Annotated in this window: 20 protein-coding genes, 1 tRNA gene, 1 rRNA gene and 2 pseudogenes; 3 read left to right on the top strand and 21 right to left on the bottom strand. The window is 61.8% G+C overall.

What is annotated here, in order from left to right; genetic code table 11:
* Positions 1 to 9: 9 nt before the first annotated feature.
* The 3 genes from rrf (at position 10) to AC1DVR_RS15865 (ending at position 3412) form a co-directional block, all read left to right on the top strand.
* A 5S ribosomal RNA gene (gene rrf, locus AC1DVR_RS15855) occupies positions 10 to 124 on the top strand.
* A 44-nt stretch (positions 125 to 168) separates the two neighbouring features.
* Positions 169 to 245 (top strand) — tRNA-Met (locus AC1DVR_RS15860).
* Between the two features lie 497 nt (positions 246 to 742).
* Positions 743 to 3412, top strand: coding sequence for an NB-ARC domain-containing protein (locus AC1DVR_RS15865; protein ID WP_478001571.1), 2670 nt, complete (start codon positions 743 to 745; stop codon positions 3410 to 3412).
* Positions 3413 to 3506: 94 nt separating this feature from the next.
* Here the strand turns inward: AC1DVR_RS15865 and AC1DVR_RS15870 are convergent, their stop codons facing one another.
* The 21 genes and pseudogenes from AC1DVR_RS15870 to AC1DVR_RS15970 form a co-directional block, all read right to left on the bottom strand.
* The gene (locus tag AC1DVR_RS15870) at positions 3507 to 3677 is read right to left on the bottom strand and encodes a Pam3-gp28 family putative phage holin (RefSeq protein WP_478001572.1); all 171 of its coding nucleotides are present in this window, start codon (positions 3675 to 3677) and stop codon (positions 3507 to 3509) included.
* Positions 3678 to 3690: 13 nt separating this feature from the next.
* Positions 3691 to 4344: a TIGR02594 family protein gene (locus AC1DVR_RS15875; protein WP_478001573.1), complete on the bottom strand. Its 654-nt coding sequence runs from the start codon at positions 4342 to 4344 to the stop codon at positions 3691 to 3693.
* A gap of 85 nt (positions 4345 to 4429) precedes the next feature.
* The gene (locus AC1DVR_RS15880) at positions 4430 to 4684 is read right to left on the bottom strand and encodes a hypothetical protein (RefSeq protein WP_478001574.1); all 255 of its coding nucleotides are present in this window, start codon (positions 4682 to 4684) and stop codon (positions 4430 to 4432) included.
* Between the two features lie 95 nt (positions 4685 to 4779).
* Positions 4780 to 5526, bottom strand: a complete 747-nt coding sequence (locus AC1DVR_RS15885) for a hypothetical protein (protein WP_478001575.1) — start codon at positions 5524 to 5526, stop codon at positions 4780 to 4782.
* Positions 5526 to 6965 (bottom strand): DUF2793 domain-containing protein, encoded by a 1440-nt coding sequence (locus AC1DVR_RS15890; protein WP_478001576.1) that lies wholly within the window; start codon positions 6963 to 6965, stop codon positions 5526 to 5528. The genes AC1DVR_RS15885 and AC1DVR_RS15890 overlap by 1 nt, the downstream gene beginning before the upstream one ends.
* Positions 6966 to 6977: 12 nt before the next feature.
* Positions 6978 to 10931, bottom strand: a complete 3954-nt coding sequence (locus AC1DVR_RS15895) for a baseplate multidomain protein megatron (protein WP_478001578.1) — start codon at positions 10929 to 10931, stop codon at positions 6978 to 6980.
* Positions 10931 to 11368, bottom strand: coding sequence for an NlpC/P60 family protein (locus AC1DVR_RS15900; protein WP_478001579.1), 438 nt, complete (start codon positions 11366 to 11368; stop codon positions 10931 to 10933). Before AC1DVR_RS15900 ends, AC1DVR_RS15895 begins: the two co-directional genes overlap by 1 nt.
* Positions 11365 to 12249: a DUF2163 domain-containing protein gene (locus AC1DVR_RS15905; RefSeq protein WP_478001580.1), complete on the bottom strand. Its 885-nt coding sequence runs from the start codon at positions 12247 to 12249 to the stop codon at positions 11365 to 11367. The genes AC1DVR_RS15900 and AC1DVR_RS15905 overlap by 4 nt, the downstream gene beginning before the upstream one ends.
* Positions 12246 to 12437 (bottom strand): annotated as a pseudogene (locus AC1DVR_RS15910) (DUF2460 domain-containing protein); the annotation flags it as partial. The gene AC1DVR_RS15905 and the pseudogene AC1DVR_RS15910, both read right to left, overlap by 4 nt.
* 522 nt (positions 12438 to 12959) lie before the next feature.
* Positions 12960 to 13358 (bottom strand): annotated as a pseudogene (locus AC1DVR_RS15915) (phage distal tail protein, Rcc01695 family); the annotation flags it as partial.
* Entirely contained in the window at positions 13358 to 15268 is a 1911-nt protein-coding gene (locus tag AC1DVR_RS15920) for a phage tail tape measure C-terminal domain-containing protein (RefSeq protein ID WP_478001581.1), read from the bottom strand. The pseudogene AC1DVR_RS15915 and the gene AC1DVR_RS15920, both read right to left, overlap by 1 nt.
* Position 15269: 1 nt before the next feature.
* The gene (locus AC1DVR_RS15925) at positions 15270 to 15473 is read right to left on the bottom strand and encodes a DUF7697 family protein (RefSeq protein WP_478001582.1); all 204 of its coding nucleotides are present in this window, start codon (positions 15471 to 15473) and stop codon (positions 15270 to 15272) included.
* Between the two features lie 50 nt (positions 15474 to 15523).
* A complete protein-coding gene (locus AC1DVR_RS15930) occupies positions 15524 to 15964 on the bottom strand; it encodes a hypothetical protein (RefSeq protein WP_478001583.1) in 441 nt (146 codons plus the stop codon).
* Positions 15965 to 15967: 3 nt separating this feature from the next.
* Positions 15968 to 17236: a phage tail tube protein gene (locus AC1DVR_RS15935; protein WP_478001584.1), complete on the bottom strand. Its 1269-nt coding sequence runs from the start codon at positions 17234 to 17236 to the stop codon at positions 15968 to 15970.
* A 13-nt stretch (positions 17237 to 17249) separates the two neighbouring features.
* Positions 17250 to 17669 (bottom strand): acyl-CoA transferase, encoded by a 420-nt coding sequence (locus tag AC1DVR_RS15940; RefSeq protein ID WP_478001585.1) that lies wholly within the window; start codon positions 17667 to 17669, stop codon positions 17250 to 17252.
* Positions 17666 to 18307 carry a DUF6441 family protein gene (locus AC1DVR_RS15945; protein ID WP_478001586.1) on the bottom strand — a complete coding sequence of 214 codons (642 nt, stop codon included), beginning with the start codon at positions 18305 to 18307 and terminating at the stop codon, positions 17666 to 17668. The genes AC1DVR_RS15940 and AC1DVR_RS15945 overlap by 4 nt, the downstream gene beginning before the upstream one ends.
* The gene (locus AC1DVR_RS15950) at positions 18304 to 18618 is read right to left on the bottom strand and encodes a head-tail joining protein (protein WP_478001587.1); all 315 of its coding nucleotides are present in this window, start codon (positions 18616 to 18618) and stop codon (positions 18304 to 18306) included. The genes AC1DVR_RS15945 and AC1DVR_RS15950 overlap by 4 nt, the downstream gene beginning before the upstream one ends.
* A 2-nt stretch (positions 18619 to 18620) precedes the next feature.
* Positions 18621 to 18956, bottom strand: coding sequence for a DUF2190 family protein (locus AC1DVR_RS15955; protein WP_478001588.1), 336 nt, complete (start codon positions 18954 to 18956; stop codon positions 18621 to 18623).
* A gap of 84 nt (positions 18957 to 19040) precedes the next feature.
* A complete protein-coding gene (locus AC1DVR_RS15960; protein WP_478001589.1) occupies positions 19041 to 21038 on the bottom strand; it encodes a prohead protease/major capsid protein fusion protein in 1998 nt (665 codons plus the stop codon).
* Positions 21039 to 21043: 5 nt separating this feature from the next.
* The gene (locus AC1DVR_RS15965) at positions 21044 to 22573 is read right to left on the bottom strand and encodes a phage portal protein (protein ID WP_478001590.1); all 1530 of its coding nucleotides are present in this window, start codon (positions 22571 to 22573) and stop codon (positions 21044 to 21046) included.
* Positions 22573 to 22782: a phage head-tail joining protein gene (locus AC1DVR_RS15970; RefSeq protein WP_478001591.1), complete on the bottom strand. Its 210-nt coding sequence runs from the start codon at positions 22780 to 22782 to the stop codon at positions 22573 to 22575. Before AC1DVR_RS15970 ends, AC1DVR_RS15965 begins: the two co-directional genes overlap by 1 nt.

Here is a 22782-nt window from a genome sequence, read left to right on the forward strand (position 1 = left end):
CTTCCTCGGATTGGTGGTCATAGCACGAGCAAAACACCCGATCCCATCCCGAACTCGGCCGTTAAGTGCCGTTGCGCCAATGGTACTCCGTCTTAAGACGTGGGAGAGTAGGTCACCGCCAATCCTAGAAAGAAGCGATATCTCTATACGACGACAAACCCTAACCGGCGCGGGGTGGAGCAGCCCGGTAGCTCGTCAGGCTCATAACCTGAAGGCCGCAGGTTCAAATCCTGCCCCCGCAACCAAAAACACAAAACATATCATGACGTTACAGGCCGCCCACAGGGCGGCTTCTTGCGTTGGCCCGAGCCAGGTCAACAATAGGTCAACAAAACCACCCAAACTGAATTGCGCGAAGTTCATAGACACACACTTTGCAAAAGGGCGGCCACCCGGAAATCCCCCCATTTCCAACGGGGTGCCTTCGTAGAACTTACGCGGCCATTTTCAGCCTCTGGGCGGGTGTGATGCCGCCGATGCCCATGTTCGGACGCGACGATTCGTGCCAGTTGCCAAGTTCAAATGGGCACCCCATGTAACCTGCCCATGACTTGGGTCGATCCGAACTGGCTTCGTGTCTCTTCGACCTTTGTAGACGAGGTGGCGCCCAAAAGATCAGTTGGGTTGGAGGGGGAATGCCTGGACAGCCTGAAGAAACCGATGAACCTGAACAGTGCATCCGAAACGCTGTTCAAAAAAATATGCTGCCAGCAGACAGCGCACCACACACCCGATTGACATCATGGTCGGCTTCGACCGAAGCTCAAACCTCCTCAAACGCGAGTATGCCATGACCTTTCGACCGCTTGAATTGATGCTGGACAGAGTGCGACGTCATGGAAACGATTCAGACTCCGTCCTTTTCACGGAATATTTGTACGCCGGAGAGTTGATTTCAAAAATTAACGTTGCTGTCGTCGTAGCCGCAATCCAAAATGACCGTCAGAACCTTCGATACGGAATACTCCACCAGTTAATCCGAGCAGACGGAATTGGGGAATGGTCGCGAGCTTTAGATGAGGCCGTAAGCGGGCCAACCTCTCAGAATTTTCTGTCTTCTCTCTTTGAAATAAGGCGCGAATTCAACGAACGGAATGGGAAGGGATCGTGGCAACACGAGTCGACAAAGCTAATACTGGAGATAATTGCCGATATAAAGGATGAACCCCCACAAATATTAGAGAAGATCGCGTTTAGGAGTTGGTTTTCTGCATTTGCAGAGCTTAGGAACAAAACGAGGGGACACGGAGCAACCACACCGGCAGCAGCATCACGGTATGCGGCTAGTATGGCCGAATCGATACGTCTTATTTGCGAAAATAGCTCAGTTTTTAAACTTCCGTGGGCATATCTGCATAGAAACCTATCGGGGAAATACCGTGTAATCCCGCTCGGAGGAGATTCGGAGAGTTTTTCATCGTTAAAGTCTGCTGCCGCGATCGACGGTGAGAACTATAGAAACGGAATCTATTTTTGGTCAGAGAAACCAATCTTTGTTGATTTGGTGCAGTCGGACGCAGATGCAACAGATTTCTTTGTGCCCAATGGGGGGTTTTCGCCTGGATCAATATCGTATGAACTGCTCTCACTAATAACCGACACGCGCCTTAAGGGCGACGCCAAACCCTACGTCCTCCCACCCGGTGAGAGACCTGCCAGCGAAACTGAAGGGAAGGGTGCGTTCTACATCTTGAACAATACGCTGACCAATGCCCCTTTCAATATTCCGGATTATATTAGCAGGCCAGCCTTAGAGGCAAAGGTCAAGGAAGTCGTTACCAACGATAGGCATCCAATTATTACCTTGGTCGGTCGCGGCGGAGTGGGAAAGACCTCGCTCGCTCTTGCGCTCCTGGGTGATGTCTCAAAATCTGATAGATTTGATGCTGTGATTTGGTTTAGTGCGCGAGACATTGATCTGACGGTGTCCGGCGCTAAACCGGTGCAGCCTCGTGTCTTGACGGAAGCGGATATCTCAAAGCAATACATTAGCTTGATCCGTGAGTTTGTGCCGATTAGCCCAGATCAAGCAAAGAATCCCGTAGCAACCATGGCGACTCACCTTGGAGACAGTCCATTGGGGAAGACGTTGTTTATATTCGACAACTTCGAAACCCTGAGTTCTCCGGTTGATTTGTTCAACTGGATTGACATGAACATACGCATCCCAAATAAGGTCGTTATTACCTCTCGATTTAGGGATTTCAAAGCGGATTACCCGGTAGAAATTCTGGGTATGGAGGAGTCTGAAGCAACCATCTTGATTAGGGGGGTGGCTTCCAAGCTTGGCATATCTGCGTTTATTGGAGAGAGTCAGGTAGCCGAAGTATACGAGGCATCAAATGGCCATCCATACATAATTAGGATCGTACTCGGTGAGCTTGCTGACCTGGGAAAGTATGCCAAACCTGCACATCTGATAGCTCGAAAGGATGACATACTTGATGCGCTCTTTGAGCGAACGTTCGCAAATTTATCCCCAGGAGCTTCAAGGATCTTCCTTACACTTAGTGGCTGGCGATCTCCCGTGCCCAGGCTTGCACTTGAGGCAGTTCTTTTGAGGCATGGTGCGGACATTTCAGATCCGGAAGCGAGTATTGATCAGCTTGTAAGGATGTCACTTGTCGAGTCGACCTTTGACGACCTTAACTATGAAATTCTCGAGGTCCCGTTGTCTGCAGCACTGTTCGGCAAACGGAAACTTCAGGTCAGCCCGATGCGCGGAATAATTGAGGCGGACACTAAATTTCTTCAGGAAATTGGAGCCGTTACATCTCGGAGTTCTAAGGTGAGCATTAGGCCTCAGATTGAGACGTTTTTCAAGAAGGCTGCGAGACGGATAAACGAGGGTTCCTTGCCGTTCGACGAAATTTCTCCGGTTCTTGAGTTCCTTTCTCGCGGTTTCCCAGACGCTTGGATACTATTGTCGGAGCTTGCATCTGAAGCCAATATTCCTGAAGGTAAGTCGCGGTCGGCCGAGTATTTGCGTCGTTACCTCGAACTCAATCCTGATGGTGAACATGCTGCCGCGGCTTGGGAGCAACTTTTGTATCATTACCGATCCGCTGGTGATGGGATCGCAGCCTTGGGTGCATTTATTCAGTTCGCCAGCTTAGTTCAGCCTCCTTTGGCGCAGATGAGTGAAATGGCTAATGCGATAAACAACAGTGTTGAGATGAAGTCAAATTTGGAATTGGTTGAGAGGCATTCTCTCCTACGTCCACTCATTTCAATGCTTGAAGACAATCTAAAATCACTCTCAGCAACTGATATGTCGCGGCTTGCATGGCTTCACCTTCACAGTGGGAATACCAGGCGAGCATCGGAGCTTGCGGAGCAGGGTGCCAAGCTTGATCCAGAAAGCACACACTGTCGGAGGCTGTTAGTTCGGCTTAGGGATGAGGCACAATAAAGCGGTTTCATCCTAAAGCGGACACCGATGCTCGTCGTCCATTCAGCCCTCGACCGTGTGTGTCCCTTAACTGGAGCAAGCGCCTTAAGTCCAGTCACTGACGTCGTCGTTTGTCAGCGACGGACCAGATCACCGAGCCGATTGTCAGCATCGCGCCGATCAGCGGTTCCACCTCGGTTGCCTGGACGTAGCCTTTGGCGACCAGCGCGGTGCCAGCGACGGTCAGAACTTGGCGGATCAGCGCAAGAATTGCAGGTTTCAGCATGATACTTTCCTTTTCAGATTTCATTGGTGGTGGTGAGGAATTCGCCCGGCTTCATGGTCGGCAGGCGTTGCAGTCGGGGTGGGTAGGTGAGGGGCCAGCGCGCGCCGAGCAGGCGCGACTTGGCGACGCGTGCGACGGTGACCGCGTCGGACTGGTTGCCGCCCAGAACGAAGAAATGCGTATCGTCCTGGCCAATGGCGAAGCCAACGTGGCCGCCCGACCCACGCTCAAAGATCAGCACCGCGCCGGTGACTGGCTTGGTATCGCTGCCGAAAAGCAGCCAGTTGCGCGCCCAGTAAGGATTGGTGCCAAGTGCCGCGAGCAAGGGCTCGTCGGGCAGTCCCATTCGGATGCAGGTTTCGACGAAATCTCCGCACCACGGCGTTTTGGAGGGATCGCCAATGGAGCGGCCATCGCGTTTCAGCCAATCCATCAGCCAGGTCCGGTCGCGGGCTTCATTTCGGCCGAGGGCCGTCTTGGCTTCGGTGATCCAGGGCAAGGGCCCGGGCGGTGCCAGTGACGCTGGCCGACCATTGGCGGCGACCAGTTGCTTTAGCGCGCGGACGGTTCGCACGCCACATTGGCCATCGATGGCACCGGGCGTGTGGCCGAGTTTGTCCAATCCGCTCTGGATCAGGCGGATGGCTTCAGTTGGGTCTGTGTTCATGGGGTGGCTCCTTTCGCCCGACTACGGGCATGAAAAAACCCGCCACGGGGCGGGTTACGGGTGGTTCGGTTCAATTTCGGGCAGGTCAGTGGGCTGAGCGCAGGAACTCCTCAATGTCGTCCAGCTTCTTGAGGATGCGGTCCTGCGCGGCCGCAAGCGAAGCATAGGAGGCGGCACTCGCTGCGGTCTGTGCATCCAGACGGGCTTTCATCACTTCGATTGCGGCCCGGTGTTCCATGTGTTTCAGATCCTGACCGTTGATTTTGCGATCCAGATGCCAGATTGCGGCCAGGAGCGGGGCCACTGCCCATTTCAGAGCAAAGTCAATGAAGTCCAGCATCGGGAAGTCCTTTCATGTCGCGGTTCGGTGGTCGGTCTCGTGCGCGGTTAGGCCAGGGCGAACCCTGGTTCGGCCTGGCCACGGGTGCCGCGGTATCAGGGGGCGATGTAGTAGGTGGCGGTCAATCGCCAAATCACACTGGTGACGGCGCCCGCGACGATGGTGGTGGCGGTGTTCTGGGCTGATGCCATCAGGGCACGGGCGGGCTCGAAGATCTTCTCATAGATGCCACCGGCCGCCCCGGCGTCGACCGGAATGGAGAAGGCCAACGCGCCGGGCAGGTTGGTAGTGGTGATCACCGTGGGCGTGGCCCCGGCGGTCAGGGCTGCTGCCGCGTGGCGTTCAAGATGCAGGCCGGTAATATAGTGCCGCAGACCGGCACCGGCAGCCGCAAGGGTCAAGGTCACGGCCGCGCCAGACACGCCGGTATTGGTGACGGTCTGGGACGAGACTTCGCCTAAAAGGCGGTCGTCCAACAAACCAGTCGCCGCCAGGAACACCGCCGTCGCTGCGCCCGACGTGTAGGCTGTCGCGCGGGCGCGAACCTTGGCAAACCCGGCGCAGGTGGCGACCCAGACACCGGCGGCGGTGCCCGCAATCGAGGCGGCATAGGAACCGCCAGTAACCGGGCGGACCGGCAGCAGGGTCCAATTCACCCCGTCAACCGAACCGGCAACTTCGACGGTCAAGCTAAAGGTGCCGCGCATATCGAGCGAGACCGTCGAGGCGCCGTCGGCGTTGATCACGATTTCGGCGTTCAGCGCGCCGAGGGTTCCGGAGCCCACGATGTTTTCGCGGGGATGCAGCGTGCCGGTGGAAAGGTCGCGAGAGAGTTTTGCCATCAGAGGGCACTCCAATTGATGTTGATTGAGCCAGAGGTCGGGGTGTCGAAGGTCGCGCCGACGGTGATTTGATCGGTGCCCGCAGCACCCCAAAGGGTGACAAGATCGAGAAGTTCGGGGGAATTTTCGTCGGAATCCAGCGCCGCGCCCAGAACGACGAGGATCACGCTGCCGGAGGTGACACCGGGTGCCGAAATCACCGTTGACGCCTCAAAGGCGTTGTCGACCACGGCCAGGACGCCGGTGCCAGCCAATTGACCCACTACCCGATCTACGCCGCCCGAGCGCGCCATGGTTCGCAAGGTCGTCGAATTATACCAAAGCCAGCCCTCGGCGCGGCCAGTCGGGTCGGCCGCCAGCGGCCCCAGAATTTCTCCCTGCGGAAAAGTTGGGCGGCCCGTGGTCCGATCACACACCAGCGCCGGAAAGTAAGTGCTGCCGTCGGGGCTGACCTTGATCGTCCAGTCATCCGATCCGGCAAGGCCCATTTCGGCCCGCCCGGAAAAGCCACTTTGAAACAGCAGGCTGGCAGTGTCGCCCGCCGCATTCTTGTTTACCTTGATCTGGTGCCCGGCCCCGGCGTGGTTGAAGAGCGAGGCAGGCGCATTCAGCGACAGCCGGTTGGTGGCATCTGCTGTCGCACCGCCGAGGCCCAGATAGAGCGCCGATACATTAGCCGCAGCCATCGCGATGCTGGAAACGGTGGTGCCAAAGACCACCGAGGGCGAGTTGATCGTCAGGGAGCCCAGCGCGCCAGCCACGGCCGATCCGACGGCGATGTTGGTGGTCGATCCGGACGCCCCGGCCGTGCCGATGTTGACGGCCTTGGTATTGCCGGTTGTCGTGGCCCCGGTGGCGATGTTGGCGGTCGAGGCACCCGTCGATGTGCCGAAGCTGTTCGTCCCGGCGCTGAAGGTCTGGGCAGCAGAGAAGGTCTGCGCCAGGCCCAGCGCCGCCAGCGTCGCATTGGCGTTCGGCAAGGTATAGACTCGTGTGGTGCCGGTCGTGATCGACGCCAGATCAAATTGCGCCTGCTTGGTCACATCGCTGTTGTCTTGCAGAAAGAAGGTCGCGTCGTTGAAGGTCGAACTGCCGCCACCCGCCGACAGGACAACCCAGGCCGATCCATTCCACGAGTAGAACCCGGTGTCGGCCACCGAATAGGCGATCCAGCCCACCCGCGGGATCAGGCGCATCCAGGCGCCGTCGACCCAGAACGCGACGTTCAAATCCCAGCCAACCCAAGCCCCGGTGGCACCGGCGGCGACGATATAACGCGAGCCATCGGTCGGCGATCCGGGCGGCGTGGCAATGGTGCGCGATAGAACGGAAAGCTGCACCATCCCATCTAGGAGGCGGATGGCTTCGTTGTGCGTGACGTGCTTTTGCGCCTGGCTGCCCGCGATATAGGGCAGCACAAGGTTCGGGGTGTCGGTCATGATATGTGTGCCTCAGAAGAAAAGGGTCTTGGTGAAGGCTGGTCCGCGCCCAAGGCGGGCCGACTTTTGATAGATGCGCAGGGTCAGACTGGACCCCAGTGTCAGCAACGCCCCGAGGTCGGCGGTCTGCATGGCGGCAGTGTAAAGGACCGAAGGCGTGGCGGCAGTCAATGTCCGCAGCACCGTGACGCCCGACATGATTTCCACGTCATAGGCTTCCGAGGCCTCAGAGAGGGGCGGCTCGTCGCTGTCCCAGCTGTCAGCGATCAGGGCGCGGTCGCGCCGCACCCATTCGATTAGGAAATCGCCAGCGGCGCGGGCCCTGCGATAGGGGTTTAGGTAGAGATCGGGCGCAAAACATTGCAGCCCCTCGCCCGAAGGCGTGAAGACATTCGCCGAATACGACGGATCGGTGATGGTGCGGATCGCAGGCCCTGTCAGCCAGTTGTAGGCGAGCCCGACATCGGCATCGGCTGTGGGGATCGGGAACACCGCCGCATCCAGCGCCACCACCCGCGCCCCGGCCAGAATCGGATTGCCCATGCGGAATTCCGTGCCGCGCTGCCCGCGCAACAGCCGCGCCAGCTTGTAGCGGCCGGGCGAGAGAAGCGTGATCACCCCGGCCTGAAATATCTCCCAATGCCCGGCCGAGGACTCAATCGCAAAGGCATTGGCTCCGACCCAAAGCTGATCGTCGGTCACGCTGAAGAGCGATCCGCTGGCCAGGTCGATGATCGCCACATTGCCCAGATCGAACCGCCCCGTCGGCCCGGCATAGAAGTCGAAGGCCAGAACCCCGGTGATGGCGCGGCGGTTCAGCGACGACAGCAGGGCATAACCGTTGGTCGTCGGGCTGCGATAGAGCGCCAGATTCCCCGGCCAGGGCGAGGCGTCCGCCGCGATGAAAGGTTGATAGGCCGGTGTGGCGTCGGCCAGTTGCGGAAGGTTCATGAAGAACGTCGCGGGCGGACCAAAGGTGGTGGGCGAAGCCAACGAAGCGGCGCGGCTCGATCCCGGCGGCAGATCGTAGGCAAAACGGTCCTGCCGCACGCCTTCGATCCGTCGCGCCACCTCATCGGCAATCTGGCCCAGCCGGAATTCATAGGTCCGCCCGTCATGGACGAGGCCGATCACATCGGTCGGGTCCAAGCGCAGCAGCGATGGCGGCAGCGTGGCTGCGAAAGCCTCGATCCCGACCCAAGCCTCGAACAGCGCGCGACGGCACCGACGTTCGGCTTCCTCCGGCGGCACCGCCAAGGGGAAGCTTTCCGACGCGGTGCGGGCTGAATCCACCGTGATCCGTCGGGCTTCGACGCCCACGGAATCGTAATCCTCATCCGACCGCACCACCGCCCATTTCAGAGCCTGCGGCAGGTCGGTGGTCTGCGACCGGGTCATCTCAAATGGCTCGGCCTTGGCATCTTTGCCTGCCACCAGCTGGTCCGGCGTCAGGGTGATTGCCGCCGCTCGGCCACGCGCGACAAAACGGATATTGCCGTCCGCCTCGACCGCATCAAAGCCGAAATGCCGCGCCAGGACTGCAATCGAATTGCGCGGCGATTCCAGCGCTGCGATCACATAGCCTTCGACGGCGCCATGCAGCCCGGACACGTCGATGCGGTTTGCTGGAAAGCCCGCCCGGAGGCACAAAGTCCTGACCAGCGCCGCCAGCGACACGGCGCCGAGGCGCCCCGTCAACCAATGGCCCAGCGTCCAGTTCGCGGAATCTGCCCAGATGTCGGTCAGTTCTGGGAAGAACGGATAGGGCCGGGCATCCCAGGTCCATACCGCGCATTCATCCACGGCAACCATCGGCTGGCCATAGACTGAGGAGGTCGGGTTGTTGGCCGCATCGCTCCAGAAGGTCAGCGAGGCCTCGATATAGGCCCGTTGGATCGCGTCGTCGCGGTATCCCCGCGAGAAATAGGGCACGAAGCTTTCCGACGATTTCGGATCATAGAACACGTTCGGCTGGTTGGTGCCGCGGTCAATCGCAGGGCAACCGAGTTCGGTGAAGCGGATCGGCTTCGATTGCGGCACCCAGAGGCTCGCGGCACCGGGCGTCCCACCGGGGCGGTGGCTATGGGTGTTCAGCCACCACGATTTGAAATCCTTGACCCTGAAAACCCAGGGGCTGCCGAAGCCGTCGGAGATGGGCGTGCGCGTCTGGTTCGTCCGGTCCGTGCTGTTGGCGTAGAACCAGTCGTAGCCTTCGCCGCCCAAGATGTTGGATTTGAGATAGGGCAGGTCGTAAATCGAGGGCGCGATCAGGGCGTCGGCATGGGAGAACCCGTCGCGCCAATCCGACAGCGGGACATAATTGTCGATGCCCACGAAATCGACATTCGTGTTCGCCCAGAACTTGTCGAGGTGGAAATAAACGTCCCCGGTGCCGTCGGCAGGCTGGTGGCCGAAATACTCGGTCCAATCCGCGCCGTAGCTGATCTTGGTCCCGGCCCCGAGGATGGCCCGCACATCCGCCGCCAGGGTGATCAGTGCATCGACGGCTGAATAGGCGTTGCCTGCCGCCCGGATCGTCGTCAGCCCACGCAGTTCCGAGCCGATTAGGAACGCATCAACCCCGCCCGCAGCAGCGCAGAGCTTGGCATAATGCAGAACCATCCGCCGGTAGCCCCATTCTGTGCCGGGGCCGGTATAGGTGACCGTGGTGCCGCTGATGCTGAATTGCGCGGCGGTGGCCGAGCCAAAGAACGCGGCCACCTGGGCGGCGGCCGTCGCGGTCTTGTCCACGGTTCCGGTATATCCCGCCGCTGGCGAGCAGGTGATCCGGCCGCGCCACGGATAGACCGGCTGGCCGGTAGTGGCCGCTCCGTTGGAATAGGGGTTGGGCAAGGTGTTGCCCGCCGCGATATCCATCATCACGAAAGGATAGAAGGTGATCCGCTGGCCGCGCGCCCGAAGTTCTTGGATGGCCTCGACGATCGAGCCATCGGACGGCGTTCCGCCAAACGCAGGCTTGCCGCTGATCTGACTGACCAGTTGCGCGGCAGAGCGCACAACGCCGTCCACAGACCACGCGGGCGTCGAATTCAAGGTGGCAATCTCGACCTTGGGCCGAATTTCACAGGAGGCGCAGCGCAGATCCGATCCGAACCATGACACCACCAACGACACGGCTTCGACCCCCGGGGCCAGCGCCTCCATCCGGTCGAGCGACACCAAGAGATCGGCGCGGTCGGCGATGGCATTCACATTCTCGGTCGTCGTCACCGACCCGTTGGTGACCCGCACGACGGAGGTGGCATAGGCGAACTCGCCCGAAGCCGGGATTAGGGTCACGGCCTTGACCAGCCCCTCGGCGGTATCGGCATCGGCCAGCGGTGCGAAAATCTCAAAGGTCAGTTGCGGGAGGCGGTTGCCGAAGGATTCCAGCGCCAGGCCGTCGAAGACCACATAGGCGGTGCCGCGAAAGGCCGGGGCGTTGGCAGCACCGGACAGTGAAAGGATCAAAGGATCGACGCCCTGCGTTTCGCTGCCGAAATACTCCCGCATGGCCACGCCGGTCATGTCCATCGGCTTGCCGTCGGCCCAGATGCGGCCAATCCCTGTGATCGGCCCTTCGCAGAGGGCGACGGCGAACGATGCGGAATAGAGCGCCGTGGTCGTGGTGACGCCACCACCGCCACCCTTGCCGCCGCCCTGGGTTGTGGTGCGGAAGGTCTCAATGAAATCAGTGGCCCAGATGATGTTCCCGGCCAGCTTCATCCGGCCAAAGAGGCGCGGCACATTGGCCCCTTCGCTGGCCGAGGTCACCCGCAGGGATTCCAGCCGAGCCCCTTCAACCCGCTGATTGGGCGTCATCGATCCGACGATCCAGGCGTCGGCGACCGACCCCACCGCCGAACCGATCATGCCGCCGATGGCAGCACCCGACAGGCCAAGGATCGTTCCGCCAAAGCCCGCACCCAGCGCGGACCCGGCGGCACCGAGAACCAGAGCAACCATTATTCAGCCCCCGGAAAATCAAAGGCAAAGGCCAAGCGCCGCCGCCATGCCCGCGTCATTTCCTCCTCAATCACGCCGATCCCCTGAAACGCATGGATGAACGTGGCGGCACCAGTCAGAATGCCGACATGCTTGGCGATGGCACTCGGCATCATCCGAAACAGCACGACCGATCCTGCCCCAGCCTCACCCAGCGGGATCGGTTGCAGCCAGCCCGCGGCACCTTCGGCCAGCACCTCGGTGGCCAGCGTCTCGCCCCAGTCGCGCGAATAGGGCGGCACCGACAGAGGTTCAGGTCCGACCACCTCGCGCCAGATGCCGCGGGCCAGCCCCAGACAATCGACACCTGCGCCCTTGACGCTGGCCTGATCGTGATAGGGCGTCCCAAGCCATGACCGCGCGGCGGCCACGATCAGGGTGGGGTCGGCGTGGGTCATAGGACAGTCCCGTCATTGGCATTGGAATCCGAGGCATAGCGCAGCACGGTGTCCTGCCCCGGAATGGTCGGGTAGCCGCGAAAATTGGGCACGTTGCCGAATTTGACCGAACAGGTCGCAACCGCCTTGTCGCAGCCCGCTCGCGCGAAAAACGTGTCGCCAAAGCCGATGGGTTTCACCGGCAGGTCCATCAACACGAACACCGCCACACCGGCCGACAGGTTATGGACTGCCACCTCGGTGGTGCGCCCTACGTTCGGCCCAGTGGCCCAGGTGGCTTTCCCAAAACTGAACCAGCCAGAGGCAAAGCCGCCAAGACCCGAGGCTTGAAACGTTCGGCCATCGGTCAACGAGGTGACGGTGCCTGTGCCTTTGTAGGTCGAGAATTCCAGATCCACGCCGCAGCGGGTATCGCCCAGCGCAGCATCGCAATTTGACTGGAACGTCCGCCCGACGGTCTGGCCCAGAATATGGGCGAGGCTGCGCACCTCAGCCACGAAGGACACCCGGCCACGCCTGATCTCGCCAAGCGAACCGCGCCGCCGCAGCGACCTTTGAGATGGATCGGCCCAGTTGACCCGGAACACCTCGACGGCGGCATTGTCCCAACGCCCGTCCAGAATATCAGTCTCGGTGATCCGGCCGGATGTCAGCACGCCGTCGGCATCCTGCGCATCCACCGCCATATCGGACGAGGCCCGGATTTCCGACGCGACGAGGCCGGTTTCTGCCTCGAAAGTGGTGCCATCAAAGACCAGAGCCACGTCATGATCGGTGAACCCCATCACGATGCCGTCTGTGCGGGTGATCCGCCACGCCCAGGACATGGTGGTGGTGCCCTCGGTCAGATGGGCCTGGAACGGCGCGGAAAGGATGCTCACTTGCGGACCTCGATCAAAGGGATGGACTGGATTGACCCCAGCCGTTCGAATTTCAGGGCGACGTCGATCATGTCGGTGTCGAACCTTACCGGCACATCGAATTCGAACCCGGCGGTCAGAGTCCCGCCTGCCACTGGCGGTGAGGCAAAAGTCACGAGGCCGTTGGTGGTATCGACGGACCAACCCGACGCCGGGCCGGATACCGCAGGCGTTCGCAGGCTGACGCCGAACATGATCACCGATTGTGCGCTGACCGGGTTGCCCGTGCCCACAAGCGCCCCGGTGAAGCCAGCGCCGATGATCACATCCATCGACCAAGTCCAGTTTCCACCGCCCAGATCGGTCGCCACGACGTTCGACACAGTGCCTGCGGCGGAGTTGGTGATGGCGGGTGCAGCATAGGGGCCGGAAATAACAGAATCGAGGTTGCCTGGCTGGCAGCGCAGGTTCAGCCGTGCTTGTGTCCCGGTTCCGGCCTTGAACCAGCCCTGCACCCGGTATTTCGTACCAGCCACCACCGCGGCCGCCGCCAATTTCTGCCGCAGGCCAGATCCGGTCTGTCCGACCTCATAGGCGCTCAGGAAGCCCGCCAAGGTCGCCCCATTGGCGGCACCGGTCTGGCCTATGTTCGACCAGGTCGTCTGAACCGGATTGTTCCAATCGACCACCAGTTCCGCACCCTGCGGCACCGTTGATGTCACCAGAACTGTGCCGACGACCGGCTTGCCGATCAGCCGCGAATAGAGGCCGACGCCCGAGACATAGGTCTTAACCAGTTGAAAGACCGCCGTGACCCCATCGGTTGTGCCGAGCGGCTGATCCGTCCCGGCAATCACCGACAGCGGCGAGCAGCTTTTGTAGTCCGACCAGTCCTTGAACCGGAATCCGTAAAGCATCCCATTGCGGGCCTCGAAGAACGCCACCACCGCCGCCAGCGCATCAGCATTCCGCACCCCGTAAGCCACGTCATATTCGCGGCGCGAGTTCAGCCAGCTGGCGTTGCGTTCCTCGTCGCCATTGGCCAGTGCCACGATTTGGGTCTTGCGGCGCGGCCCGCCTCTGGCGCCTTGGCTCACGTTGACCGGGAACTGGATCTCGTGAAACGCCATCAGCTTCCCCTCCGGCCCATCGCCAGCACTCGCGCGGCATCGGCCGCCAGTTGCGACCGCGACCGGCGCACCGACTCCGCATCCTTGACGTTGAAGATCACCGTCGGCCCGTTTTGGCCGTAACCACGGGTTTCCTGCTGGTTCAGCACCCGCTCGCCGCGGCGCAGGATCGCCGGGATTTCGTCCGGGGCCAGCCCCGCGATGCCGCCGCCATGCATCCGCCGCGCGCCGTGAAACAGCGCAGCTGGAACGGCCCGACCACGCCCGCCGCCCGCCATGCCGCCCTCATGGTGGATCGCTGCCGCAACCAGCCCGCTGCCGCCTAGCGCGCCCGACAGGACGCCTGCCAATGGCCCGAAGATATATTTCTGCGCCGAGAGCTTGGCGAAATTGGCGATCATATCGACCACCAGCCCGCGGATATCTGTCTTGCCAGTCTTGACGAATTCGCCGACCGCGTCCGATCCGGCCTCAAAGGCCGACACCAGCGCATCACCGATGCCGCCCCCGAGGTCTTTGGTTTTTTTGACGAAGTCCTCCAACTTGGAGGTCATCGCGGACACGGCGGATTCGTTCTGGTGATAGGTGTCCTGAAGCGCCTTCAACTGGCGGATATAGGTGTCGTCGGTGACAAGGCCCGCCTTCTTGACCGCTTCCAGCTTGGCCAGTTCCGACGCGTACTTTTCGGCCTCGGTGCGGGTGGCGTCGAACATCCGCTGCGCTTCTTTCTCCAAATTATTGGTGGCCGAACTGGCGCCAGCCCCGCCGCGCGCCGCCGCCGGAATGGCAGGTGGCGTCCAAGGGATGGAATATTTCGGCGCAACCGACCGACCGCCGGTGCCCGCCATCAGGGTTTCCATTGTCGTGCGCTGGCCGCTTGACGTGGTGATCGGGGTCGAAGCGCCGGGCTTTGCCCCGGCGATCGCTGCCGCTGCTGCGGCGCCTGACCAAAGCTGATCGGTCAAGCCCTTGGCCCAATCGATCGCGAGTTTCAGCCACCCCTGAACCCCGGCCCCTTGAGCATTCAACTGGCGCAGCGCGTCTTCCGCCGCGATGACCGTCCCGGCGAATTCGGTCCCCTTCAGCTTGGACAATTCCAGATATTTCGTGAGGTCAGCGGTCGCGTCGGCCATATCGCCCAGCGAATTGGATGCCTTCGCCCGGTCTAGGGCTGCGATCATGGCGTCGGCCTGATCAACGGTGAGCCCGAACTTGTCCGCCAATTCTTGCGCCGTGTCGCGCAGGTCCAGCGCCGACAAGGCAGCACCTCGAAGGGGTGCCGCAGCTTTGATGTCGGCAATTTTGGTCATGATATCGCGAATACCTTCGAGCCCGCCTTCCAGGCTGGCGGTCGCTGCGCGCGCGTCGTTCATGGCCTTGTCGACAGAAAACTGGCGCTGATGTTCGATCAGGGTCAGGATTTTGGCATCGAGAACGCCATACTTCTCAATCAGTTGCTCGATGCCCTTGGTCGAATAGACCTCATTCAGCCGTTTCAGGTCGGCGACGTCCCTTGCCAGATTTCCGACTGCTGTCGACGCGCCTTCGGCGCTCTCCTTCGTGGACCAAAGATAGCCGATCAGGGGGACGAGGATCGCAGTCGCCGTCCCAAGGAGAACGCCCCATAGACCGAACCCCGAAAGTAACTGCGGCAACTGCTGCGCTAACGCGCGTGTGGCCGAAGTGCCCCCCGCGACCTGCACCGCGAAATCCTGCACCTGATAGCCCACGTTCTGAAACTGGGCGCGCATGGCTCCACTGGATCGGCTGATCTGCGCGCCAGAGCGCTCGGCGGCATCGCCCAGCTTCTTCAGGCCAGCCGCACCCTTGGCGCCAAGGTTTTCGAAGGTGGCCTCGACTTCCTGGCCACCTACAATGCCCAGCCGGACCGACACCCGCTTTTCGGCCATGTCAGGCGTCTCCCTCAATAGAATTGCCGTCGCCGTTCTTGGCGATCTGCTCATTCAGCGTTCGAACGATTGCTGCCTCGGTGCCTGCGAACATTTCGACCAGGGCGAACTTGTTCACGCCGAGGGCGTCGGCCATTTGCAGTGCTGCACCGAGGTCAAGGCCGAAGACCAGCCCTGCGCCCGTCACACGAAGCTGGCCGGTCATCCGTTTCAGCAGATCCCAAACGGCCTCGCCTTCGACCGTTTGCAGGCGGTTTACCTCGTAGGGGCAGTCGGCGCAGGGCTCGTCGCACTCGCCGCAATAACCAGCGCCCCCGCCGAAATGCCATTCCGCAAGGGCGCAGACCCGTTTCCCTCAGCGACCAGGATCAGCGCCGGGCCGCAGTATTTGGCGTTGAAGGCATCGTAGAGGGGCCAGATATCCATCAGCTGGTCGATGCGATCGGGGTTGGGATTGATCGGGTTTCCCTCAGCATCGCCGACTCCATCCCAGTCCTTGATGACGCGACGAGCGACGGCTTTGATCGTCGCCAACGTGGCCTCCTCGGGCCCGGCACCTGCCGTCACTATGGCGATCACAGCTGGATCGTTCCGCGCGGCGGCAAACACTGCCGAGGTCAGGGGCGCGCAGGTCAATTCGACACCGCCGCCCAGGTCGATCACCCGGTCCTGCGCGGTTGGGTTCAATCTGATCATCGCTCAATACCCCGCCACGGAATTGGTGAGCACCGCCGTCGTCATTCGCGCCGGTGATGTCGCCAGCGCCGCCTGCCAGTCGAATGTGGCATCCACCCCGCTCGGCCCCTGAATCTCAGCGCGGGGACGTGGCAGATAGACGGCGTGGGCGGTGAAATCGAACCGCGCACTTGGGCTGATCACATGGCTGAACAGCAAGACGCAGGGTGTTCCGGCGATCGCTTGGTTGAACAGGGTCAGATCGGCGAAGCGCGCCACCAGCTGCCCCTTGCAGGCGGCGATCGACGGATCAGCGCTTTCGATCTTGCCGTCGCCCCGGATGCTGTCGATCTTTTCCAGATTGTTCATATAGGTGACGCGGGCTTGCGTGACGTTTGCCATCTGCACCCCGTCCTTCAGGATCACGCCGTTGAACTGCCCGAACCGGATATAGTTCTGCGCGGCCAGCGTGCCTGCCGCCGTGGTGGCCGCGATGTTCTCGCTTTGCCCGATCAGTTTGATCGTGCCTTGCAGATAGCCCTTCCGCTTCAATTCCCAGGACAATTGATCCACGACAAACCCCGGATACATCGCAAACCGCGGCACCTCTGGCATCTGGGTTTCCAGCGACAGGCTGGGCAGGGTCCAACTGCCACTGACAAAGGTGTGGGTGTTGGCGCCGCCGGTCATCGTGGCCCCCGAAACCACGCCGTTGGAGGCGGGCGCAATGGAGGTGGCAAGGGTGAAAGTGTTGCCCGCCAGGCCCAGCGTTTTGTAGGTCACAGCCAGCGTCGTGGCGGTGCCGACATAGCTGGAAAGCAGCACCCCGGCGATCACACTTGCGTTCAACACCACCGCCAGCGCCGTGAGCGTGGCTGCCAGGCTGGCCCCTATATTGCATTGGTTGCCCGTGGCGCCCGAAGCAACGAAAGTGAAGGCCGTGCCATTGATCGTGACCGTGCTGCTGACGGCAGGCTGCGCCGAAAAGGTGATCAGCCCGGTCGCGGCGACAGCCGGAGCTGTGGTCGGCGCCCCGAAACAGGCTTTTAGCCAAAAGCCGAGGTTTTCGACATCCAGCGGAATCACTACATCGCCATCGGCGTCAAAAGCATCGCGGGCCGGGGTGATCGGATCGCGGCCGAAGCCTAGCACTTCGTTGTCCAACAGCGGCTGTTCGCCGCCCAGCGTCGTGGAAATGAAGGGCATCTTGGTGAAGCCGGACACCGGCGGGGTGCCATAGGTGGATTCGAACGCCAGCGCCAATTGGGCTCTGGCGCCTTGTGCGCGGGCCATGAAGTGTCCTCTCTCAGATCGGGTTTGTGGTCGAATAGGTCAGGGTGATCGTGACGGCGGCGCCCTTCATCGGCTCGCCGCCTTCCGTGATGATCTCTGTCGGATCAGGCGCCGCCCCTTCCAGCCAGTCGCAGAGGCCGCCGAGGGTCCGGTTTGCGGCCAGCCGCACGCCGATGGCCACGCAGATCGCATCAAACTGCGCATCCTGCGTCGCCTCGCCCTGGACGATCACTTCGACCACCGCCTCGTGGTCATAGTGATAAGTAAGCGGCGACAAGCTGACCTCCGGCTCGCCGGGAGTGCCATCGCGCAGGATCACCAGTCCTGCAGTCGGGATACGCGTCGGCAGGGATGCGTTGCGGGCCACGGTCGCCCCGCCAACCCCGGCCAACTGGATGAACAGCGCCGCCAGAACGTCTTCGCGTTTGCTCATTTTGTGCCCCCATCGTCGCGCCATTGGCTCAAGATCAGACCCGCCAGCGCGCCTTGTGCCGCATCGGCCGCTGCCAAGAGCGACAGCTTCTTGGGCAGCTTGACCTGCGGCACCAACACAAAGATTGGGATCGACAGGTTCTTGCGGCCGCGCTTCTTGCGCATCCCAAAGGCCGGGGCGCGACCGCCTGGGATGACGCCTTGGTCAATCAGCAACGGATGGCGACCCTTGCGATAGACGAACACAAGCCGCCGCCCTGTGCGCTGTTCCCAGCCACCGGGCGTGATCCGCTTACCACCGACACCTTTGGCCCCGGCGGCGGGCAGCGGAATAGCCAGATAGAAGCCGGAGGATGACCGGATCAACACCCCGCGCTCGAAGGCATCGATGATCACCGGCGCCTTCGACCAGACCAGTGCGGCCGCATGAAGCGAGGTCGTCTGCGACGGATAGACGCTTTTGCGGACTGTCCGCGCGAGTTTGCCGCCGAGGCCAGCACTGGCAACTTGATTGCGCCAATTGCCTTGCAACTGCGCCCCTGCAATGCCCACCGCGCGCGTCACTGCGGCCTTCCCCTCTTTGATCGACGAGCCATAGATCGCGCGGATATCGCCCTCGACAGAAAAGGTCAGCTTCACAGTTCACGCGCCTCTGCGGTCCAGACAAGCCGGGTTGCGTCGCGAACTGGGGCCCCGAGGATGCGGTAGAGGCTGCCGTCGATTTCCAATGTGTCGCCGGGGGTTAGGCTTGGCGCATCGGCAATCTGAAGCGATATCAGCACGCTGTCCGAAACGATCCGGGTCTCCCCGAAATTGCCCGTGTGGTCCTCGGCCGAGAGGACGACCCGGCAGGGAAAGCCGGAGCCGGTCCCGCCAGGACGGTAAAGCGCATCGGCCGCGAGGTTGCGATCGCGGAAACTCGCGGCGACGGCGGTTGCAAAGGCGGGCATGTTCACGTCACCGAGGCGCCGTTGAGGCGAACCCGGCCGAGGACCTCGCCTGCACCGGCGCCGGTGATTTTCACGGCCGCACCGATGCGCTTCAGCGCACCCGCGACGTTCGTGCAGGCGGTGCCGTTCCAATAGACCGCATCGCCCAGCGCCCAGGCCTGGGTGCCAAGTTTCGGCAGATCGATCACGCCTTCGACGAGAAAGGGGCCATCCTCGCCTGAGGCCAGATCCTTTTGCGCCACGCCGAAGAGGCTGCCGAACAACACGCCCGAGCCGGAGGTGACCGCTGCGGGGGCGGTCAAGGTGCAGATGTCGCCCGCATAGACGAAGTTCTTCATTGGGGGTGCTCCAAATTCAAAAGGGTGGACGTTCGGCGCCGGGTGCCGCGCCGATTGGGTAAGTTGTTGAGCAGTTGGAGGGGGTTAGACGCCGACGTTCTGGAAGAGGCCGCGCCAGTCGATGGCCTTGTAGGCAAAGTCGTGCCGTGCCTTGATTTCGATGCCGTCGACCTCAAAGCCGTTGCGGGTCTCGGAATAGACGCCGTTGTTGCCTTCGAGATAGCCGAATTCCACCGTGTCGATCCGAGACGGATCGGCCGAGAGGAACCATGGTTTGGCACCGGCAGCAGGCAGCAAGCGCGCCTCCTCGATGATCTCAAGCCGGTTGGCAAAGGCATTCACACCGGCGACGGCCGCTGGCGTGGTCTGGGTGATGTTTTTGCGGGCCTCGACTGCCCGGGTGCCCGGCGGGACGATGATGTAGCGCGGTTGGATCGAGATCAGACGGCCCTCAAGGCCCTTCTGCTTGGCATAGAGTTCGTAGGCTTCGGTCAGCGAGGTTTCCGAAATCGCGCCCGCCGTGCCGAGGTTGCCGTGGGTGGCATGGAACAGTGCCAGCGTGTCGTTCATCACCGGGTTGCCGGTGAGGATCGAATAGACCAGATCGGATTCCAAGTCGGCGGCCGCCGCGCCAAAGGCGGTCGGGATGCGTGTGAAGGCGTTCAGATCGTCATTGATCAGGGTCTGGCGCGTGATGCCGATGATCCGGCCATAGGTCGAAAGGGCATAAACCTCCTTGCCTTCACCAACGGTCCCATAGGTGAATTCGCCGGATTCAGGCACCTTGACCAGATCGGGCGCGCCGCCCAGCTGGGTGCGCTGGACCTGTTTGAAGTCGGGCAAGGTCACTTGCCGGGCCCAGGCAATGAAGGTGCGGGGGGTGGATTCGTAACCCTGCCGCAGGGTCTTGCTGGCGATGTTGGCGAGGATCGAGGGGAAATCCGACGTCGAGTGATAACCGACCCCGGCCCGGCTCATCAGCGCCTCGCCGGACAGTTCCATTTTCGACATGCCGCGGGTGTTGATCCCCCTGCGCTCCAGGGCAAAACGGGCCATTTCCATCAGCGTCATGCCGCGGAATTCGCGGCCATTTGGACCGACCGCGTGCTGCGCCGGGGCATGTCGGTGCATCAGGGCCTCGGTGACGGCATCACGAAAACCGAGATCGGTGCTGGACGGACCACCAGCCTGGGCGGGCACAGTCTCGCCGCCGCGGGTGGTCGGGTTCTGAGCGGCCAACCGATCAAGGATGGCTCCCCGGGCGGCATCGAGGGTGACGCCACGGGCGATCAGATCACTGCTGAAATCGGCGGGCAGGCCATGGCGCTGGGAAAGGGTCAGGATATCGGCGGTCCGGCGACGTTCTTCGATGCGGACGGCTTCGATCTGATCACCGCTGGGATTGGCGTGCGGGGGTGCCGTCGGCTCAACGGGGGACGGGGTGGGCAGAGTTTCGGGGTCCATGAAAATTCCTTTCGGGTTTGACGCCGGTGCGGCGGGGGGATTGGTGTCGCGGCGGAGCAGGACGCATGGAGTGACGATGCCGGGGGAGGCAGAACGGATCATCGCCCCGGCATCGGCAGGCATGGCGACGGCGGAAACTTCCATCGGTTCCCAATCGATGGCCCGCCAAAGTTCGCGCTGGCCCTCGATCTTGGTGATCTCATAACGATGGACTCGGTAGCCGACCGAGACGAAGCGGACCGACTTTTCGAGGATGCGTTGCACCAGATCGGCCACGTCGGCCGCCGCGGTCAGCTGAATGGTGGCCGTGCCCTCGCCGCCTTCGATCCGGGCCGAGCCGGGCACGACTGAGCCCAGAACCGATCCCAGTGACCAGCCGTTGTGGCTATCCAGAAAGGGCGCACCGTCATTCATCCGTCCCATGCGAACTGCATTCGGTGAGACGACGAGTTCTTCGTCATATTCGACCACATCGGACCAGCCCTCCCAGCGTTGCCGCTGGACGGTGGCGCCGGTAGTCCAGACGATTTCGATGGTGCGGGTTTGTTGATTGACGCTTTCGGCGCGAACGGAGGCCGCCCGCCCGATCAGGGGCAGGGTAAGGATTTCGGGGTCCATCGGGGTCACTCCTGTTGCGGCGGCGGGGTTGCCTGGCCCGGATCGGCTGGCTGGACGTTGCCGCCCTTGCTGACTTTGCGCGGATCGGAATCGAAAATCAGGCCCAGCGCGTCGGTCTCGGCGGCATGGGCCGCCCAATCGTCGATCACAGCGCGGGGATCATAGCCGCGCTTGGCGATCATTTGCTGCGGCGAGGCGAACCCCGCCCGAGTTTCCAGAAGATCGGCCTGCACGTCCTGCAAGGGGTTGATCATCTCAAAGCGCGGCGGGGCCCATTCGGCGGGAACGAGTGCATCTACGGGGATCTGGCCCGCAAGCTGGCAGGCCTCGATGAACCAGCCCCAGACCGGATCGCAGAACATCGGGATGACTGTCTGCCATTGCAGCTGTTCGACCATCCGGCGGAATTCGTTCAATCCGACCCGGCTGGACGAAAAGTTGTTCTGGCTCAGATCGCCGGTCATCAGGGCATAGGGCACTCGGAATCCGGCCGCGATCATCTGCATCTGCACCCGGTTCCATTCGGCAATCCCGGCGGTGGAGGCGGGCTGGTTGAACTTGATGTCCTTGCCGCCCCGGGCATAGGCGATCAGGCCGGGCTCAAACTGTTCGACCTGATTGCCTGCGCCGTCTTGGACGATTGGCGCCACGGAATTCTGGGTCTCGTCATCGCCAAAGACGATACCGACAAGGCAGGCCTCGGTCTTCTTGCGCACCAGTTCGGCCTGCTGCCAGTCGCCCAGATCGCGCAGCGCGAGCATCGCGGGTGCTGACCATGGCACACCCCGGTTCTGCACCCGCTGGCGTTCGAACATGTGCAGGACTTGGCCCGCTCCGATCCTTTCAGATTGAAACCGCGCCCTAAACACCATCCGATTGCCGCCGGGATGCTCGGGGAACATCCAATATCCAGACCGGCGGCCGGAGGCGTCGTATTCGATGCCCTGGTCGATATAGCCGTTCGCTGCCACGACCTGCACCCGGGCGGCATCCAAATGGTCAATCTCGCGCAGTTGCAGTTTGAGGGGCACTGCTGCCGAACGGTCGGTGATCTTCAGGCCAAGGATATCCCCGGCCTCGATCATCTCGCGGACAGCGAGGTTTTGCAGGCCGTAGAAATCGGTCAGGCCATAGAAATCGCAGGACCGAGAAAACGCACTCCAAAGCTTGTCGATCTTTCGGTTCAGCGTCCGATTGCCCGAGGCGGCGCGGGGCCGAATGCCAGGACCCACGATATTGTTGACCAGCACCTGCACCGCTTGGGCTGCGAGGGCGTTGTTGCGCACGAGATCGCGCGATCGCGACCTGAGCGGGCCGGAGGCAGCGGCGATTTCGGCGTCGGCCGAGGAATTGACCGAGGTCCAGTTGGATGTCGCCCGGCCATTACTGCCGCCTTCATAGCCCCGCCGCAGATTAGCGATCGCCACTCGGGCCGCATAACGGCGGGCGGCGGTCGAGGGCGACACGATTGCCACCGCGCTGTCCATGAAGCCCCATGGCACGCCCGGCGCGGGTTGGCTTGCGCGCTCAACCATCATCCCCTCCGAAACGTCGCAAATCGCCCGACCGGCGTGGGTTGGCCAGCAACCGCCGCCGTCAGATCGGCTTCGACAATTCGGATGCGGCGCAAGAGATCATCGCCGCTCGGATAGCTTACCTCGCGCCCATCGGGCAGGCGCACGCGCAGCGTGCCGGTGGCGTAAGCCTCTTTCAGCGCGTCAAGATCAGCTTGCGTCCATGCCAT

This window comes from Rhodobacter sp. P2_H5 (assembly GCF_056403335.1).